Here is a 16,061-nt window from a genome sequence, read left to right on the forward strand (position 1 = left end):
CTCCCGATCCCCTGCCCCTCCCCCAGGAGCCACAAGCATGACCGTCAGTCTGAACAAGGCCGTACCCGACTTCAGCGCGCCGATGACCGGCGACGCCACCTTCCGCCTTGCCAACTACCGCGGCAAGACGGTGGTGCTGTACTTCTACCCGAAGGACAACACGCCGGGTTGCACCACGGAGGCCATGAACTTCCGCGACCAGTATGAGGACTTCCAAAAGGCCGGCGTGCAGGTGTTCGGCATCTCGCGCGACAGCATCCGCTCGCACGAAAACTTCAAGGCCAAGCTTGAGCTGCCCTTCGAGCTGATCTCCGACGCCGACGAAGCCGTGTGCACGCTGTTCGATGTCATCAAGCTGAAAAAGCTCTATGGCAAGGAGCACCGGGGCATCGAGCGCAGCACCTTCATCATCGACGGCAAGGGCATCCTGCGCCACGAGCTGCGCGGCATCAAGGTGCCGAACCATGTTGACGAAGTCCTGGAAATCGTGCGCGGGCTCTGAGGTATCGCGTCGGTATCGGCCTTGCCACGACACGGACGCCAGCCCGGCCGTGCTGTGTCGCAACACGCCGTTGGCAAACCCAATTGCCAAACCCAAAACCTTCGGATACATTGGCCCGTAATGAGTTCAGATTCCGGATGCCACGCTGTTTCGACTCCCCGGCCCAGGCGGTTCGCGCCACAGGCCGGTAGCGGACCTGCCGTGTCGGCAGTCCGCAAAAGAGCCGCCAATCCTGTTATGCAGGCATGGCGGCTTTTTTGTTTGCAACCGCGTCTGTCCTCATGCCTGTCCGCGCCGGGAGCCTCGCGCATGCATGCCCCGGCCATCGGTCGCCACGCCGTCTCCGACGTATCGCGGCGTCGCGGCACGGATACCCTCGCCCCCTTCTTGTCCCCCTGAAAGGAAAGCCAAGCATGCCGCTGCCTACCATGCCCGCCAAGCCTGCCCAATTGCTGGATCCGAGCGAGTTTGCTCCGGTCTCCGCGGTGCCCAAGGCCAAAGCCGCCACACAGGGCAAGAAACCTGTGCCGGCGCTCGAGCGCGTGGCATTGCTGGAAACCGGCGACACCGAGGTGCCTGAGGTCCAGGCCCGCGCCGCCGGTGGCACCCGTGCCCGCAGCACCGAGACCCCGGCCGTATCGACGCCTGCCGTCAATGCCGCACCGGTCAGCCTGGTCAAGCCGTCCACCGGCCCCACGCGCCGCGCCCGCAAGTCCGAAGGCCCGAGCAAGCTGTTCGTGCTCGACACCAACGTGCTGATGCACGACCCGGCCTCGCTGTTCCGCTTCGAGGAACACGACATCTATCTGCCGATGATGACGCTCGAAGAGCTGGACAACCACAAGAAGGGCATGAGCGAAGTCGCGCGCAACGCGCGCATGGTCAGCCGCACGCTCGATTCGCTGGTGGGCGGCACCGACGGCGTGCTCGACGAAGGCCTGCCGCTGGCCAAGCTGGGCAACCGCGACGCGCAGGGCAAGCTGTTCTTCCAGACGCGCCTGAACGACATCAAGCTGCCTGAAGGCCTGCCGCAGGGCAAGGCCGACAACCAGATCCTGGGCGTGGTCAGCGCGCTGCAGCAGCAGTACCCCGAGCGCCAGGTCGTGCTGGTGTCGAAAGACATCAACATGCGCATCAAGGCGCGCGCACTGGGCCTGCCGGCCGAAGACTACTTCAACGACCAGGTCCTGGAAGACAAGGACCTGCTCTATGCCGGCGTGCTGCAGCTGCCCGGCGACTTCTGGACTAGGCACGGCAAGGGCGTGGAAAGCTGGCAGGACCCGAAGTCAGGCGCCATGTTCTACCGGCTCACCGGGCCGCTGGTGCCGTCGTTCCTGGTCAACCAGTTCGTCTACCTGGAACCGGTCGACGGCAGCCTGCCGCTGTACGCGCAGGTCAAGGAGATCAACGGCAAGACCGCGCTGCTGCAGACGCTCAAGGACTACACGCACCACAAGAACAATGTGTGGAGCGTGACCGCCCGCAACCGCGAGCAGAACTTCGCGCTCAACCTGCTGATGAACCCGGACATCGACTTCGTCACGCTGCTCGGCCAGGCCGGCACCGGCAAGACCCTGCTGGCGCTGGCAGCCGGGCTGGAACAGGTGCTGGACCAGAAGCAGTACAACGAGATCATCGTCACGCGCGCGACGGTGCCGGTGGGCGAAGACATCGGCTTCCTGCCCGGCACCGAGGAAGAGAAGATGCAGCCCTGGATGGGCGCGTTCGACGACAACCTCGAGGTGCTGCAGAAGAGCGACGACAGCGCCGGCGACTGGGGACGCGCCGCCACGCAGGAGCTGATCCGGTCGCGCATCAAGGTCAAGAGCATGAACTTCATGCGCGGGCGCACCTTCGTCAACAAGTTCGTCATCATCGACGAGGCACAGAACCTGACGCCCAAGCAGATGAAGACGCTGGTGACGCGCGCGGGCCCGGGTACCAAGATCATCTGCCTGGGCAATATCGCGCAGATCGACACGCCGTACCTGACCGAGGGTTCGTCGGGCCTGACCTACGTGGTCGACCGCTTCAAGGGCTGGAGCCACAGCGGCCATATCACGCTGGCGCGCGGCGAACGCTCGCGCCTGGCCGACCACGCCGGCGACGTGCTCTGACACCGGCAACCTGCGGGCGCGCCCTGCCGGTGGCGGGGCGCGCCCGCAGCGCCTGAGCACCGTCGTCAACGGCAAGCACTTTGGGGCTATGATGGCCCCATGTTTGCCGTTGCCCCGCATCCCCACTGGAGGCGTCGATGAATACCCAGCATCTGCCCGGCGGGCATGCGCCTGCCGTCGCCCGCAGCCAGCACAGGCAGCGCCTTGCACTGGCCATGCTGGCAGCCGCCGGCATGGCGCTGGCCGCCAGCTGGCGCCCGGCCCATGCCGCCGCCGAAGAAATGGTGATCCGCACCATGGGCCCGGTCAGCTACGTCTGCGGCGGTGTCGCCGAGGACGAGCGCCAGGCGCTGGCCGCGAAGGAAAAGGACTTCAACATGGGCATCCTGTTCACCCAGGGTGCGAACGGTGAATTCCTGTCGGACGTGGCGGTCCGGCTGACGCGCGACGGGCAGGAAGTCGCCAGCTTCCGCGCCGCCGGCCCGCGCTGCCTGATACGTGCGCCCGAAGGCAGCTACAATATCGAGGCCAGTTACAAGGGCCAGGCCAAGTCCATCAAGGTCAGCACCGGTACGCGCAACGCCCAGCTACGCTGGTAGCGGCAAGGCTTCCGGTGCGCCGGCAGGCCGGCGACCGGAAACCCAGGATGCCATTGCGCCGTACCCGAATCCCTACCCATCCACTGCGTGCGCAGGGCCTGCTTGCCCAGGTCCGGCTGCCGCTGCTCTGCGCCACCGCCCTGCTGCTGGCGGCCTGCGCCAGTTCCCCGTCTTCGCGCCACGCCGGCCTGCCGCGGACGCCGGGCAAACCCATGATCGACCCCAGCGCCGGACTGGAAGAGATTTCGATCCAGGCGATGTCCCTGGTCGGCACACCCTATCGCTACGGCGGCAATACACCGGACTCCGGCTTCGACTGCAGCGGGCTGGTGCGCTACGTGGTGTCGCGCGCGGCCAATGTGAACCTGCCGCGCACCACCGAGGCGATGGGCGTCCGCGGCAGCTCGCTGGACCGCAGCGAAGTGGCATCCGGCGACCTGGTGTTCTTCAACACCACCGGCCGCGCCAATTCGCACGTGGGCATCTACGTCGGACAGAACCGCTTTGTCCATGCACCGTCGTCCGGCGGCACGGTCCGTCTCGAAGACATGGGCAAGCCTTACTGGGCCTCGCGCTACAACGGCGCGCGCCGCGTGGTCGCGGCGGTCAACCAGCCGCCCGCGCCAGTGGCAGCCCCGGCCGCGCCACCGCTGCCTGAGCCGGCGCCGGCCTCGGCACCGCTTGGGGTAGACGACGATCCCATCGCGGCCTTCGCCAACCAGTGAAGCGCCCAAACAAAAAGCCAGGCATCAGCCTGGCTTCTTGTTGGTACGGCGGCCCCTGCCTTACAGGATATGCCGCCCGATCCACCATGCGATCGCCGCCATGAAGGCCGACGCCGGGATCGTCAGCACCCAGGCCCAGACGATATTGCCGGCCACGCCCCAGCGCACCGCCGACATCTTCTGCGCCGAGCCGACGCCGACGATGGCGCCGGTGATGGTATGCGTGGTCGATACCGGCACGCCCAGCGCCGAGGCAAAGAACAGCGTAATCGCCCCGCCCGTCTCGGCGCAGAAGCCGCCGACCGGCTTGAGCTTGGTGATCTTCTGGCCCATGGTGCGCACGATCCGCCAGCCGCCGAACAGCGTGCCCATGCCGATGGCCACGTAGCAGCTGACGATCACCCAGGTCGGCGGCTGGCCGCCGGCGACCACATGGCCGCTGGCAATCAGCAGCATCCAGATGATGCCGATGGTCTTCTGCGCGTCATTGCCGCCGTGGCCCAGGCTGTACAGCGAGGCCGAAACCAGCTGCAGCCGGCGGAACCAGCGGTCCACCCGCGACGGCGGCGTGCGGAAGAAGGTCCAGCCCACCATCACCATCATCAGCGAACCGAGCAGGAAGCCCAGCAACGGCGAGACCAGGATGAACGCCACGGTCTTCAGCAGGCCGCTGCCCACCAGCGCGCCCGTGCCGGCCTTGGCCACCGCCGCACCCACCAGCCCGCCGATCAGCGCATGCGACGACGACGACGGGATGCCGTAATACCAGGTGATGACGTTCCAGGCGATCGCCCCGACCAGGGCCCCGAATATCACGTAGTGGTCGACGATATTGACGTCGATGGTGCCGGTCCCCACCGTGGCCGCCACCTTCAGGTGAAAGACAAAGATTGCGACGACGTTGCACATCGCCGCCATTGCCACCGCATGGTGCGGCTTGAGCACGCCGGTGGACACCACCGTGGCGATCGAGTTGGCCGCGTCGTGGAAGCCGTTCATGAAGTCGAACAGCAGCGCGAGCGCCACCAGCAAGGCGATCACCCACAGGCTCATTTGTATGGTCTGCATGCCGATTGCCGCCTCAGGCGTTTTCCAGGACGATGCCTTCGATGATGTTGGCGACGTCCTCGCACTTGTCGGTGATCGTCTCGAGCTGTTCGTAGATGGCCTTCAGCTTGATCAGGCGCTTGACGTCGGTCTCGTCGCGGAACAGCTTGGACATCGCCGAGCGCATCACGCGGTCGGCTTCAGATTCAAGCTGGTCGATCTGCTGGGCGGTCTTCAGGATGGTGCTGGCATTGCCCATGTCCTCGAGCAGGCCCACCGCGATCTTGACCTGGTCGCAGCACTGCACGCAGATGGCCGCCAGGCGCAGCGCTTCGTCGGTCAGGTTGGTCACGTCGTACAGCGAGATAGTCTCGGCCACGTCTTCCATCAGATCCAGGATGTCGTCCATGGTCGTGATGAGCTTGTGGATCTCGTCGCGATCCAGCGGCGTGATGAAGGTCTTGTGGAGCAGGTCGATGGTGTCGTGCGTGATCCGGTCGGCCTTCTTTTCAGTGGCCTGGACGCGGCGGGCATGGGCCTCGGCGTTGGGCAAGTCGTTGACCAGTGCCTGGAGCTCATGGGCGGCGGTCACCGCGCAGTCGGCATGCTGGTTGAAATATTCGAAGAACTTGCCCTCCGTGGGCATGAATCGGCCGAACATGGAATGTTCCTTGTGGCAGCGTGGTGACGCTGCTGATTGTGTTGCAGGATTGAGCGGACGCGTTGCATGACAGTCGCGGGTGGCGACTGTCATCAAAGCGCAATATTTTACAGGGTTACTGGGACATTGCCCGCGAATTTGGCGCAAACAAGACGGCGCCGCACGGACGATTGCAGGCTGGCTTGACTTCGTCAGGTATCGTTGTCGAAGAAAGCCGGGCCGCCGCTGAAGTTGTCGAACTTGGTGAACTGGCCCAGGAAGGTCAGGCGCACCGTGCCGATCGGGCCGTTACGCTGCTTGCCGATAATGATCTCGGCCGTGCCCTTGTCCTGGGAGTCTGCGTTATAGACTTCGTCGCGGTAGATGAACAGGATCACGTCGGCATCCTGTTCGATAGCGCCGGATTCGCGCAGGTCGGACATCACCGGACGCTTGTTGGGACGCTGTTCCAGGCTTCGGTTCAGCTGCGACAGTGCAATCACCGGACAGTTGAGTTCCTTGGCCAGACCCTTGAGCGAACGGGAGATTTCTGAAATTTCCGTGGCGCGGTTCTCGCCGCCGCCCGAACCTGACATCAGCTGGAGGTAATCGATGATGATCAGGCCAAGCTGCCCGCACTGGCGCGCCAGGCGCCGCGAACGGGCACGCAGCTCCATCGGGTTCAGCGCCGGAGTTTCGTCGATGAACAGCTGGGTGTCGTTCATGCGCTGGATCGCATGCGTCAGCCGCGGCCAGTCTTCATCCAGCAGGCGGCCAGTGCGCAGCCGGTGCTGGTCGAGGCGGCCTACCGAGCCGAGCATACGCATGGCCAGCTGGGTGCCCGCCATTTCCATCGAGAACACTGCCACCGGCAGGCCCTGCTCCACTGCCACATGCTCGCCGATGTTCAGCGAGAACGCGGTCTTGCCCATCGACGGGCGGCCGGCCACGATGATCAGGTCGCCCGGCTGCATGCCGCTGGTCATCTTGTCCAGGTCGATGAAGCCGGTCGGCACGCCGGTGACGTCGGTGGTGGAATCGCGGTGGTACAGCTCGTCGATGCGCTCGACCACCTGGGTCAGCAGCGGCTGGATTTCCTGGAAACCCTTCTGGCCGCGCGAGCCTTCTTCGGCAATCGCAAAAACCTTGGACTCGGCCTCATCCAGCAGCTCGCGCACCTCGCGGCCCTTGGGCGCGAACGCGGCCGAGGCGATATCGTCGGCCGCCGTCACCAGCTTGCGCAGCACCGAGCGCTCACGCACGATCTCCGCGTAGCGGCGGATATTGGCCGCGCTGGGCGTGTTCTGCGCCAGCGAATTCAGGTAGGCCAGCCCGCCCACCTCCTCGGCCTTGCCGGCGACCTGCAGCATTTCATAGACCGTGATCACGTCGGCCGGCTTGGTGGCCGAGATCAACCGGGCGATGCTCTGGAAGATCATCCGGTGGTCAAAACGATAGAAATCCGCCTCGGAAATGAAGTCCGCAATGCGGTCCCAGGCGGCGTTGTCCAGCAGCAGGCCACCCAGCACCGATTGCTCGGCTTCGATGGAATGCGGCGGGACTTTGAGGTTCTCGAGTTGGGGGTCGGCGACGGGCGCGTTCATGGGGAGGCATTATAACGGCGGGAGGACGCACTTCGCCGGACATTTGGCGACCGGGCAGGCAAAGACAAGCGGGCAACAAAAAAAGGCAGGAGCCGGGGCTCCTGCCTTTCTTCCTTGCGGTGCTTCAGCCGGCGCAGCGCGCCGGCAAGGCGGCACGTCCTTAGACGCTCTCACCCACGACCGACACGGTCACGTCGACCACGACGTCCGTGTGCAGCGCAACGCTGACCGGGTGGTCGCCCACCATCTTCAGCGGACCGTTCGGCATGCGAACCTGGGCCTTTTCCAGCTTGAAGCCTTGGCCAGCCAGGGCTTCAGCGATGTCGGCATTGGTCACGGAACCGAACAGGCGGCCGTCCACACCCGACTTCTGGCTGATCTGGACGCTCAGGCCGCTCAGCTTCTCGCCTTCGGCTTGCGCGGCGGCCAGCTTCTCGGCAGCGGCCTTTTCCAGCTCGGCGCGCTTGACTTCGAATTCGGCGATCGCGGTTTGCGTAGCACGGCGGGCCTTCTTGCCCGGGATCAGGAAGTTACGGGCGTAACCGTCCTTCACCTTGACGATGTCACCCAGGTTGCCCAGGTTGATGACTTTTTCCAGCAGAATAATTTGCATCGTATTCTCTCCTTAACGGACCTATGGCCTGATCAGTTCTTGTGCAGGTCGGTGTACGGCATCAGCGCGAGGAAACGCGCACGCTTGATGGCCGTATCCAGCTGACGCTGATAGTGAGCCTTGGTACCGGTCAGGCGGGCGGGCGTGATCTTGCCGTTGTCGCCGATGAAGTCCTTCAGGGTGTCCAGATCCTTGTAGTCGATCTGTTCCACGCCAGCCACGGTGAAGCGGCAGAAGCGCTTGCGCTTGAACAGCGGGTTCTGTTGCTGGAAGCGCTTCTTGTTCTTGTTGTCACGTTTGACGAATGCCATGATTCAATCCTTTTCGAATGCTTTACATCCAGTGATGTGAAAGACGAGAGCCTTGCTGTTGCGGTGCTTGCGGGCCAGGAATCCTTCGCAGTCGAGCAGCGTGCCGAGCGGTAAGCGCTCCAGACGCTGGCCAACCTGTCCGACCCCCATCGCTGAGATTGCAAACTCGACCTGCCGCGGCGTTTGCGCCTCGACGGCCTCGCCGCTGTACTGCAGGATGCAGTTCACGACGGGAACCCCGGCCGGGGTATAGCGCAGGGCATCGCGTTCCGCCAGGGTGGCGGCAAGCCGAAGCTGGTTCAACGCGGGACCTCTTGCTGGTTGCAATCCATGCTGCCGTAGCCGACGCTGTCAGCCATGGCGCGCACCGCAGTCCGCACTCAGGCGGCCTGGCCTTCGGTGGTCGTTTGCGCGGCCTTGCGGGCTTCTTCGCGCTGCACTTCCTTCATCATCGGCGAAGGTGCGGTCTCGGCCTTCTTGGTCTGCACGATCAGGTGGCGCAGGACGGCGTCGTTGAACTTGAAAGCGTGTTCCAGTTCAGCCAGCGTTTCCTTGCCGCATTCGATGTTCAGGCAAACGTAGTGAGCCTTGGCCAGCTTCTGGATCATGTAAGCCATCTGGCGACGGCCCCAGTCTTCCACGCGGTGAACGTTGCCGTTCTGCGAGGTCACGAGCTGCTTGTAGCGCTCGATCATGGCCGGCACTTGTTCGCTCTGGTCCGGATGGACGATGAAGACGATTTCGTAATGACGCATTGACGCTCCTTTTGGATTAGCCACCCGGGCGTCACGAGTCCGGTGTGGCAAGGTTGAATAGCCTTACATTATAGCGCGCATGGCGGCAAGTGCGCAAGCCGCTGATTACACAGGCAAATCAGTACACAGGCAAATCAGGCGTTGGCAAACACGGCCTGCAGCCTTGCCGGATCCCGCGCCAGGCCTGAGTCGGCTGCCAGCGCCAGGGCCAGCAGTACGCGCGCCTTATAGGGATTGAGGTCCGTTGCGGAAACAAAAGCTCCATCCGTCGGGCTGAGCTGGGGCGGAATCGCCACATGGCCGGCCCCGGTGCGGGAACTGCGCACCACGGCCACCCCCGCGGCAGCGGCATCGGCCAGCGCCCCGGCCAGCACCTCATGCACCGAGCCATTGCCGGCGGCAGCCACCACCAGCCCGGCTACACCCGCGCGGACCAGCGCATCCACTGCCACCCTGCCCGGCTGCGCGTAGCTCGCCACGATCTCCACCATCGGCCACGCCGCCGGCATCGGCCCGATCACCCAGGCCGCGCGTGGCGCGCGGGCGAAGCGCACGTAGTCGTCCTGCACGAAACCCAGCGGCCCGCAGGCCGAGACAAAGGCGTCCACCGCCGACGTGTGGGCCTTGGCCACATCCCGCGCAGCGTGGATCTGCTGGTTCAGCACCACCAGCACACCCTTGCCGCGCGCATCGGGATGAGCGGCCACGCGCACCGCATCCAGCAGGTTCAGCGGCCCATCGGCCGACAGCGACGTCGACGGCCGCATTGCCGCTGTCATCACCACGGGCACCGGACACGATTGCGTCAGGTGCAGCGCCATCGCAGTTTCTTCCAGCGTATCAGTGCCGTGGGTGATCACGATGCCAGCCACGTCGGGCTGCGCGGACCAGTGCTCAACCCGCGCCGCCAGCGTTTGCCAGAGCGTGAAGGTCATGTCCTTGCTGTCGACCTGGGCCACCTGCTCGGCCTCGATGCGAGCCGCCGACTGCAGCGCGGGCACCGCTGCCAGCAACGACGACACCGGCACGGTCGCCGCCTGGTAGCGTGCGCTGCTGGCAGAGTTTCCGGCCGCGCCAGCAATGGTGCCGCCGGTGGCCAGTACGACGATGCGAGGCAATTGGGTCATGGAGCGTGCAAAGAAAGTGGAAAGGCAGGAATGCCGATTGTAACGGGCGCACCCCGCCTCGCCGCGGCTCTCGCCGGTGATCCGCATTCCGTCCATGAGACACGCCCCAAAAATTCTGCTTGCGCTCAGGCCGATACTGTATAAAATCACAGCATACTGTTTAAACATACAGTGCCCGGTCAGACGGATGCAGGATAAAGGATCGACCGATCCTCTTACCCGAAACCCCGCGGCCCCGCACGGAACGGCGATCCCATGGCGACCCTGACACCCCGGCAGCAGCAGATTTTCGATCTGATCCGCAACACGATCCGCCGCACCGGCTTTCCGCCCACGCGCGCCGAAATCGCCGCAGAGTTTGGCTTCTCCTCGCCCAATGCCGCGGAAGAACACCTGAGGGCGCTGGCACGCAAGGGCGTGATCGAACTGACCCCGGGCGCTTCACGCGGCATCCGCCTGAAGGTGGCACGCAGCGATTCGGAAATGCCCGACCAGTTTTCGTTGCCGATGGCCGGCGTGATGCAGCTGACGCTGCCGCTGGTGGGTCGCGTTGCTGCCGGCAGCCCGATACTCGCCGCCGAGCATATCGACCGCCAGTACCAGGTCGACGCCTCGGTCTTCGACGAACGCCCCGATTACCTGCTGCGAGTGCGCGGCCTGAGCATGCGCGATGCCGGCATCCTCGACGGCGACCTGCTGGCCGTGCGCCGCGCCAGCGAAGCCGCCAACGGCAAGATCGTGGTGGCGCGCCTGGGTGATGACGTGACCGTCAAGCGCCTGCAGCGGCGCGGTGGCCATATCGAACTGATCGCAGAAAACCCGGACTTCACCAACATCATCGTGGAGCCTGGCGAGGAGTTCTCGCTGGAAGGCATCGCCGTCGGGCTGATCCGATCTTCCGGCTTCTAGCTGGGCACCGCAGGCCAACCGCCTGCGCGGGCCCACCCGCTTCCATTGCTTTGCAGACGCCGCCCGGCTTGCCGGGTGTTGCCCCCGCTTTGCCTAAAAGAGGTGCCACCATGCCGCAAATCCACCAAGTCGCCGCCCGTCGCCCGGTCAAGCCCGTGCCGTTCCGCCAGAGCAAGGGCGTACGCGTCTACCAGGGTACGCAGCGCCGCACCATGGTCGGCAGCATGGCGGCGATCTGCCGCATGCTTGAACTCGAAACCGCCGAAAAGCTGGCCGCCTGAAATCTGCCGGCTGTCTCCGAGCAGCTGCGGGCGCCGTCCTCAGCTACGCGGCGCACACGCCTTGGCTTCGGCTTCCAGCTCCGTCGGCGTCAGCTGCGGGAACCACGTATCGCTCTTGCGCAGCTCCAGCGCCGTACCATCCGGCTTCGCCGTCAGCGAAATCAGATAGGCATATTGGTATTCACCGCCAGACGTGGTCTGGCCGATGCGGATCTCGGTCTGGCTCTTCGCCGGATAGTTGACGACCGCGGCGTCATCGCCCAGATTGTTGCGCAGGCATTTCGCAACCTCACCCATCTTGGCGGGCGTGAACAAGCGCATCGGCGCACGCGCGCGAATGTCCTTTTCAGAAGTGCCGGTGGCACACCCTGCCACCATGGCTGCCATCGCTACGCCAACCGCTGCCGCTCGAACAGACATACCGCCCCCGGGAAATGCAGAACGGCGCCCTCGCGAGGCGCCGTTCTGGGAAATGCTTTGGGGTGGCTGATGGGACTCGAACCCACGACGACAGGAATCTCAATCCCGGCATCAATCGCCATTTTCCCCTTTGGAATCAACGCTTTCGGCCTCGTTTTTTCCCATGAACGCTCAATTTTTCACAAGCATTCATGCGGCTTCTACGGGTGCCGTGGGGAAAAATTGTAACCCGTGCGAGCCCCATGCGCCACCTCAATTTTTTGGCCCGCAAACGGCGCCCCTCGCCTGCAGCAACCCCCGAGACATACCCGACCACCACCGGCGCAAACTTTCCGTAGCCCGCCTTGTACGCGGCTTTTTTGCATGATTTTTGCATGGCGGAGCAAGGAGGGGATGACCACTGTGGCCGAGATCTGGCGGAAAGAAGCAGTGATCTAAAGCGTGCCGGAGACCGCCGGCGTCATGGCTTACACCACGCCGCCATCCGGGATCGAGCGAGCCGAAACAGATCGGGAATCGTCGTTGTGCTTAATGATCTCGGCCATCTCCGCGCGCGAGACATCCACGATGTCGTCAAGCTCAAGCCCTTCTGCATACGTAAGCGCCTCTTCACCGCGCGCAATATGAAAAATCGTGCCCCGCCAGCTGTCCACGCCGTCCCCGGGACCGGATAGGCGGATGCCAAACTCGACATCCTGATCAAGGACGCGAACGGTCACTAGATCTCCCACGTCAACTTGAATACCGTCAACCGCGTATTCTCGGGCCACGACTATCACGGGCCGTTGCGTGTAGCCTCTGGCAAATATCGCTTGCATTTTTCGCTCCCGCTGAGCATCGCCCCAAACTGCAGAGGCAACCGGGACATCCACGACAGGCGTGGGACCGCTTGTTCCTGCGCTTTGACTGCAATGCATCGAGCTCGCTACACTGCGACGGCGAGGTACAGCCCGCCCAGAATGATCAGCCCAGCAACCAGCGCGAAGTAATAGCGCGCGCCGTGCACGGGGAGTTCTGGGTGGCCGGGTAGGTGAGAAACGTGGCGCTTCATCGCGGTTAGCGTGCAGAAGACTGAGTTAAGCATAGGCCTCTGAGAACAGGAACGCCATGTTGGCACCGGCGCCTGACGACGGCTCGAATACACCCTCCCTTCGATCTCTCGACCCGACCGAGGGCTTTTTTGTGCACGGATCGGCGGTTTTGCACAACGTATAGCGCGCTTTCCTGACACGAATGCGCCTCTGACCAGCTATTTGCCATCTCCATCCACGAAGGTAGGAGGTTGCCCGACATCGAGTTCGACTCATCGCGCCTACAACGAAGACATGCCCCAACCAAGGAGGTGCATTAATGTCTGTCAATACCGTCCAGGTTGTGCTGACCGAAGAATCCCGATGGGCCGTAGAAACCGATGATCCAAGCGGCACGCGTGTAACCTATCCCTCCCGCGGCGCAGCGATTGCCGCAGGCGTTCAAATGGCAATGGCGCAGGATGCCGTCCTCACGATCCATGGCGTGGAAAACGAGCCAAGTGAGATCGATTTTCGCGATTGCGACGCGAGCGCGCTCACTTGCATCCGTGATGCCGATTAAGGTCATGCCCTCAGTTGGATTCTAAGTGGGCGGTCCTGCGACACGCCTGCCTCCACTTCGGGCCCTCGCCACCCTGGTCGAGGGCTTTTCTTTTGCCAGACAGGCCCGATTGAGCATCTGTCCAACATTGATTGCTCATGTGTAGGCCCTAGACTCGAATTGCATACTGATGCGGGGGTCCCAAAATGCGACACGTTCACATCATGCCGCATCTCGGCCATTGGGACATCTGTCGAGACGGCAGTCCGAATATCCCGTTCACTACGAAAGCGGACGCCGTCCGTGACGGCTGGACAGCCGCCTGTGCCGAACGCGTCGATCTCTACGTTCACAGGCTAGACGGGACAATGCACCGGTACTTGAGCCGGGTCGATGGAACCAATCCAGAGCGCGACGAAGAATAGCGCCGGCATGCTTGCTGGGAAGAAACGCCTGATCGTCTCGTCTGGGTCGCCGGCGGCTAGCGCGTTGCCGAGTTGGTCGACGGCGATCAGCACGTTTCAGAAGTAGCGCTTCATCACTCCCCTCCTTCGCGGGGCGGCCAGCAGCGAACTCGCCGGCCACCCGGCCGCGCAGACCCTTCGGCGCCCCTTTCAACATCCGATCTGCGCTCGGCGTCGCCATCTGCTTGACGCGGCTCTGCAACTGGCGCCCGTTGATCAGGATGGGTGATTCCGGGTTCTTTTCGTTCCAGCTATGCAGCCAGGCTGACGCCCGGTCCTGAATGCCCTTGTCGCGCTCGGCCAGGCCGCGCGACCAGAGATCCAGGATGTCGGCTTGCGTCTTCTGCACCAGGGCGATGTCCTGGCGCGTCGGCATGCGGCGGCGGGTGAGTACCGACATCGACAACGGCGGCTCGGCATTTCCCACGTCGTTCAACAGGGACTACCCGAACGAGATAGTTGGCGGCATGACCCTTCGCGACTACTTCGCCGCGAAGGTTGTCGTTGGCGATGAAATCGGCGTCCGCTATGCGGAGCAACTGCTCGGCCGCGCCATGCCTGACTACGCCGCCCACCCGCTAGCCAACGCGATCTTCTGGGCTGATGCGCGTGCCCGCCTCCGCTACATCGAGGCCGACGCCATGCTCGCCGCTAGGGAGGCAGCATGACAACCCTGAAGGCATACGAGGTCCACTTCGGCGATCACCACGAAGCTCGAGCGCAGGTCCGCCGACGCCTACGACTTCGCGGCACACGCCAACCCATCGACCACCCACCGTCACTACGATCGGCGCAAGGTCAAACGGGCAGCAGCAACAGAATAAGGGAGCAGAAAACAGAAACGGCACCAGTGGCGCCGTGGGGAAATTCCGCATCATGGGACGGTTAGAAAGCCCGTAAGGCCTTGATGCGAAAGAAAATTTGGGGTGGCTGATGGGACTCGAACCCACGACGACAGGAATCACAATCCTGGACTCTACCAACTGAGCTACAGCCACCGTAGAGGTCATCAGCGCGTTACGTTGCTGATCGACGAAAACCAAGATTATACAAACAGTTTGCCGGAATGGCTAGTATTCCGCACAATTTTTTTGAGAGAAAAGCTCAGGTTCTGGACGGGCTCCACTTTGCTTCAAGCAGCACTGCCTGCTTGATGGCTTCGACGGTCTCCGCTTCGGTATCGAACTGCCCCAACAGGCGGCGCGACTTGCCGTTCAGCACGGCTTCCTGCAACGCCTTGCCAGCAGCTTCCGAAGTGCCGGGATGCCAGCAGTAGCGTGCCGTCCATTTGCCGTCCTGCAGTTGCTCGGCAACCCAGATCACCCTGAAGTCTTCATAGACAACGCCGAACGGCGCTTCGTTTTCCACGTTTTCTTTTTCCACGCTGCTCCCCCTGCCGGCTCGGTCCGCATGCCATGCCTTGTCTCGCCTGGGGCTATGCGAGGGATCGTATCACGGCCGCCGACCAGGGCGCCCGCCCGGCGCTGGCACCTTCGCGCCTGCCGCTGATTCGCTCGCGGAAATATGCTGTGCACAGCCCCTACCTCTGCAGGGTTCATGCCGCAAATGCGCGAAGCGATACTTGTGCCTGAGGGACATTGACCCCCCTCGACCTTCCCGTCAGGCGGCCCGCCCCATCGGGCCGCCTGCCTCTTTTTGGCCACCCTGCCTTCTCATTGTCGTGGCGCCAGCACCTGGCGAAGGAACCTCACGAGCATCTGAGAGCCCAATCGACGTCATCGACAAAAATCGACACGTCTACGAACGGCAGGAAACGGGAATGCAAATCAAGTGTAGATGGCCAGCGCGGATTCTTGCGCTGACGGCATTGGCGGCCACCTTGCTCGGCGGATGCGCTGGCGGCGGGGTCGACGGCAGGGAATCGAGCATCACGACGTACGGCACGCTGGACGTAGGCATCAGCCATACGCGCTAGCCTGCTGGCGTGACCGATGGAACTCTTTACGGGGACAACCGTCTAATCCCCTCGTCGGCGCAAGCAAAGCGAGCGCGCAAAAAAAGAGTCCGCAGCGCGGACTCTTAAATTTAGCGATCTCAAATGCCCTGAAGGCGGTTGCACTGTAACTGTCATCCTGGGAATGCACCATTCGGGTAAACGAAGAGCAACAAGCCTGGCGTAGCAACAAGAGTACGGCGACGAAAAAAAAGCCCGCCGAAGCGGGCTAATAATCAGTTGAAGAAAGCCCTGTATTCGAGGGCAGGCACAGTGTATGAAAGTGCCCTGCCTCAGCGAATTAGGGGAATCCCTTTCCTGGCGCCGGTTTCCGGGCGATCAGGCATTGCAAGTGCGGCGCGCGGTACCCCCGCGCAGCCATGCACATTTTCACGATTCGGAGTTAGAGCGCGGCCTCGGC

Annotated in this window: 21 protein-coding genes and 1 tRNA gene; 9 read left to right on the forward strand and 13 right to left on the reverse strand. The window is 63.4% G+C overall.

Features of this window, described 5'->3' with window-relative positions; translation table 11 throughout:
* Positions 1 to 37 precede the first annotated feature (37 nt).
* From AC3WRI_RS14830 to AC3WRI_RS14845, 4 genes are all read left to right on the forward strand, one after another.
* Entirely contained in the window at positions 38 to 502 is a 465-nt protein-coding gene (locus AC3WRI_RS14830; protein WP_492293484.1) for a peroxiredoxin, read from the forward strand.
* A 413-nt stretch (positions 503 to 915) separates the two neighbouring features.
* A complete protein-coding gene (locus AC3WRI_RS14835) occupies positions 916 to 2,619 on the forward strand; it encodes a PhoH family protein (RefSeq protein ID WP_010810471.1) in 1,704 nt (567 codons plus the stop codon).
* A gap of 137 nt (positions 2,620 to 2,756) precedes the next feature.
* Positions 2,757 to 3,218, forward strand: coding sequence for a hypothetical protein (locus AC3WRI_RS14840; protein WP_492293485.1), 462 nt, complete (start codon positions 2,757 to 2,759; stop codon positions 3,216 to 3,218).
* 47 nt (positions 3,219 to 3,265) lie between these two features.
* Complete coding sequence (locus AC3WRI_RS14845) at positions 3,266 to 3,943, forward strand: C40 family peptidase (RefSeq protein ID WP_010809519.1); 678 nt, start codon at positions 3,266 to 3,268, stop codon at positions 3,941 to 3,943.
* A gap of 60 nt (positions 3,944 to 4,003) precedes the next feature.
* Here AC3WRI_RS14845 and AC3WRI_RS14850 read toward each other — a convergent pair whose 3' ends face one another.
* From AC3WRI_RS14850 to AC3WRI_RS14885, 8 genes are all read right to left on the reverse strand, one after another.
* Positions 4,004 to 5,011, reverse strand: a complete 1,008-nt coding sequence (locus tag AC3WRI_RS14850; RefSeq protein WP_010809518.1) for an inorganic phosphate transporter — start codon at positions 5,009 to 5,011, stop codon at positions 4,004 to 4,006.
* Positions 5,012 to 5,024: 13 nt separating this feature from the next.
* Entirely contained in the window at positions 5,025 to 5,651 is a 627-nt protein-coding gene (locus AC3WRI_RS14855; protein ID WP_010809517.1) for a DUF47 domain-containing protein, read from the reverse strand.
* Positions 5,652 to 5,842: 191 nt separating this feature from the next.
* Complete coding sequence (locus AC3WRI_RS14860) at positions 5,843 to 7,234, reverse strand: replicative DNA helicase (protein WP_010809516.1); 1,392 nt, start codon at positions 7,232 to 7,234, stop codon at positions 5,843 to 5,845.
* A gap of 160 nt (positions 7,235 to 7,394) precedes the next feature.
* The gene (gene rplI / locus AC3WRI_RS14865; protein WP_010809515.1) at positions 7,395 to 7,847 is read right to left on the reverse strand and encodes a 50S ribosomal protein L9; all 453 of its coding nucleotides are present in this window, start codon (positions 7,845 to 7,847) and stop codon (positions 7,395 to 7,397) included.
* Between the two features lie 32 nt (positions 7,848 to 7,879).
* Positions 7,880 to 8,158 (reverse strand): 30S ribosomal protein S18, encoded by a 279-nt coding sequence (gene rpsR / locus AC3WRI_RS14870; RefSeq protein ID WP_006163606.1) that lies wholly within the window; start codon positions 8,156 to 8,158, stop codon positions 7,880 to 7,882.
* 3 nt (positions 8,159 to 8,161) lie between these two features.
* Complete coding sequence (gene priB, locus AC3WRI_RS14875) at positions 8,162 to 8,461, reverse strand: primosomal replication protein N (RefSeq protein ID WP_011615586.1); 300 nt, start codon at positions 8,459 to 8,461, stop codon at positions 8,162 to 8,164.
* A gap of 77 nt (positions 8,462 to 8,538) precedes the next feature.
* Entirely contained in the window at positions 8,539 to 8,913 is a 375-nt protein-coding gene (gene rpsF / locus AC3WRI_RS14880) for a 30S ribosomal protein S6 (protein WP_010809513.1), read from the reverse strand.
* 134 nt (positions 8,914 to 9,047) lie between these two features.
* Positions 9,048 to 10,040, reverse strand: a complete 993-nt coding sequence (locus tag AC3WRI_RS14885; RefSeq protein WP_037024100.1) for an asparaginase — start codon at positions 10,038 to 10,040, stop codon at positions 9,048 to 9,050.
* A 255-nt stretch (positions 10,041 to 10,295) separates the two neighbouring features.
* Here AC3WRI_RS14885 and lexA point away from each other — a divergent pair, with 255 nt between their 5' ends.
* The gene (gene lexA, locus AC3WRI_RS14890) at positions 10,296 to 10,949 is read left to right on the forward strand and encodes a transcriptional repressor LexA (protein WP_013957143.1); all 654 of its coding nucleotides are present in this window, start codon (positions 10,296 to 10,298) and stop codon (positions 10,947 to 10,949) included.
* A gap of 110 nt (positions 10,950 to 11,059) precedes the next feature.
* Complete coding sequence (locus AC3WRI_RS14895; protein WP_010809510.1) at positions 11,060 to 11,230, forward strand: hypothetical protein; 171 nt, start codon at positions 11,060 to 11,062, stop codon at positions 11,228 to 11,230.
* 39 nt (positions 11,231 to 11,269) lie between these two features.
* On the opposite strand, the gene AC3WRI_RS14900 is transcribed toward AC3WRI_RS14895, so the two are convergent.
* Positions 11,270 to 11,617 (reverse strand): hypothetical protein, encoded by a 348-nt coding sequence (locus tag AC3WRI_RS14900; RefSeq protein ID WP_011615589.1) that lies wholly within the window; start codon positions 11,615 to 11,617, stop codon positions 11,270 to 11,272.
* Between the two features lie 500 nt (positions 11,618 to 12,117).
* Positions 12,118 to 12,468: a hypothetical protein gene (locus AC3WRI_RS14905; protein ID WP_011615590.1), complete on the reverse strand. Its 351-nt coding sequence runs from the start codon at positions 12,466 to 12,468 to the stop codon at positions 12,118 to 12,120.
* A gap of 532 nt (positions 12,469 to 13,000) precedes the next feature.
* Between AC3WRI_RS14905 and AC3WRI_RS14910 the strand changes: the two genes are divergently transcribed.
* The 3 genes from AC3WRI_RS14910 (at position 13,001) to AC3WRI_RS14920 (ending at position 14,354) form a co-directional block, all read left to right on the forward strand.
* Complete coding sequence (locus tag AC3WRI_RS14910; protein WP_011615591.1) at positions 13,001 to 13,243, forward strand: DUF2188 domain-containing protein; 243 nt, start codon at positions 13,001 to 13,003, stop codon at positions 13,241 to 13,243.
* A gap of 203 nt (positions 13,244 to 13,446) precedes the next feature.
* Positions 13,447 to 13,647 (forward strand): DUF2188 domain-containing protein, encoded by a 201-nt coding sequence (locus AC3WRI_RS14915; protein WP_157886288.1) that lies wholly within the window; start codon positions 13,447 to 13,449, stop codon positions 13,645 to 13,647.
* 395 nt (positions 13,648 to 14,042) lie between these two features.
* Positions 14,043 to 14,354 carry a hypothetical protein gene (locus AC3WRI_RS14920; RefSeq protein ID WP_136227780.1) on the forward strand — a complete coding sequence of 104 codons (312 nt, stop codon included), beginning with the start codon at positions 14,043 to 14,045 and terminating at the stop codon, positions 14,352 to 14,354.
* Between the two features lie 254 nt (positions 14,355 to 14,608).
* Here the strand turns inward: AC3WRI_RS14920 and AC3WRI_RS14925 are convergent.
* From AC3WRI_RS14925 to AC3WRI_RS14935, 3 genes are all read right to left on the reverse strand, one after another.
* Positions 14,609 to 14,684 (reverse strand) — tRNA-His (locus AC3WRI_RS14925).
* A gap of 106 nt (positions 14,685 to 14,790) precedes the next feature.
* Positions 14,791 to 15,069, reverse strand: coding sequence for a hypothetical protein (locus AC3WRI_RS14930; RefSeq protein WP_011615592.1), 279 nt, complete (start codon positions 15,067 to 15,069; stop codon positions 14,791 to 14,793).
* A 325-nt stretch (positions 15,070 to 15,394) separates the two neighbouring features.
* Entirely contained in the window at positions 15,395 to 15,613 is a 219-nt protein-coding gene (locus AC3WRI_RS14935; RefSeq protein WP_155737068.1) for a hypothetical protein, read from the reverse strand.
* Between the last annotated feature and the right edge of the window lie 448 nt (positions 15,614 to 16,061).

The sequence above is a fragment of the Cupriavidus sp. FW305-27 genome, assembly GCF_058787995.1.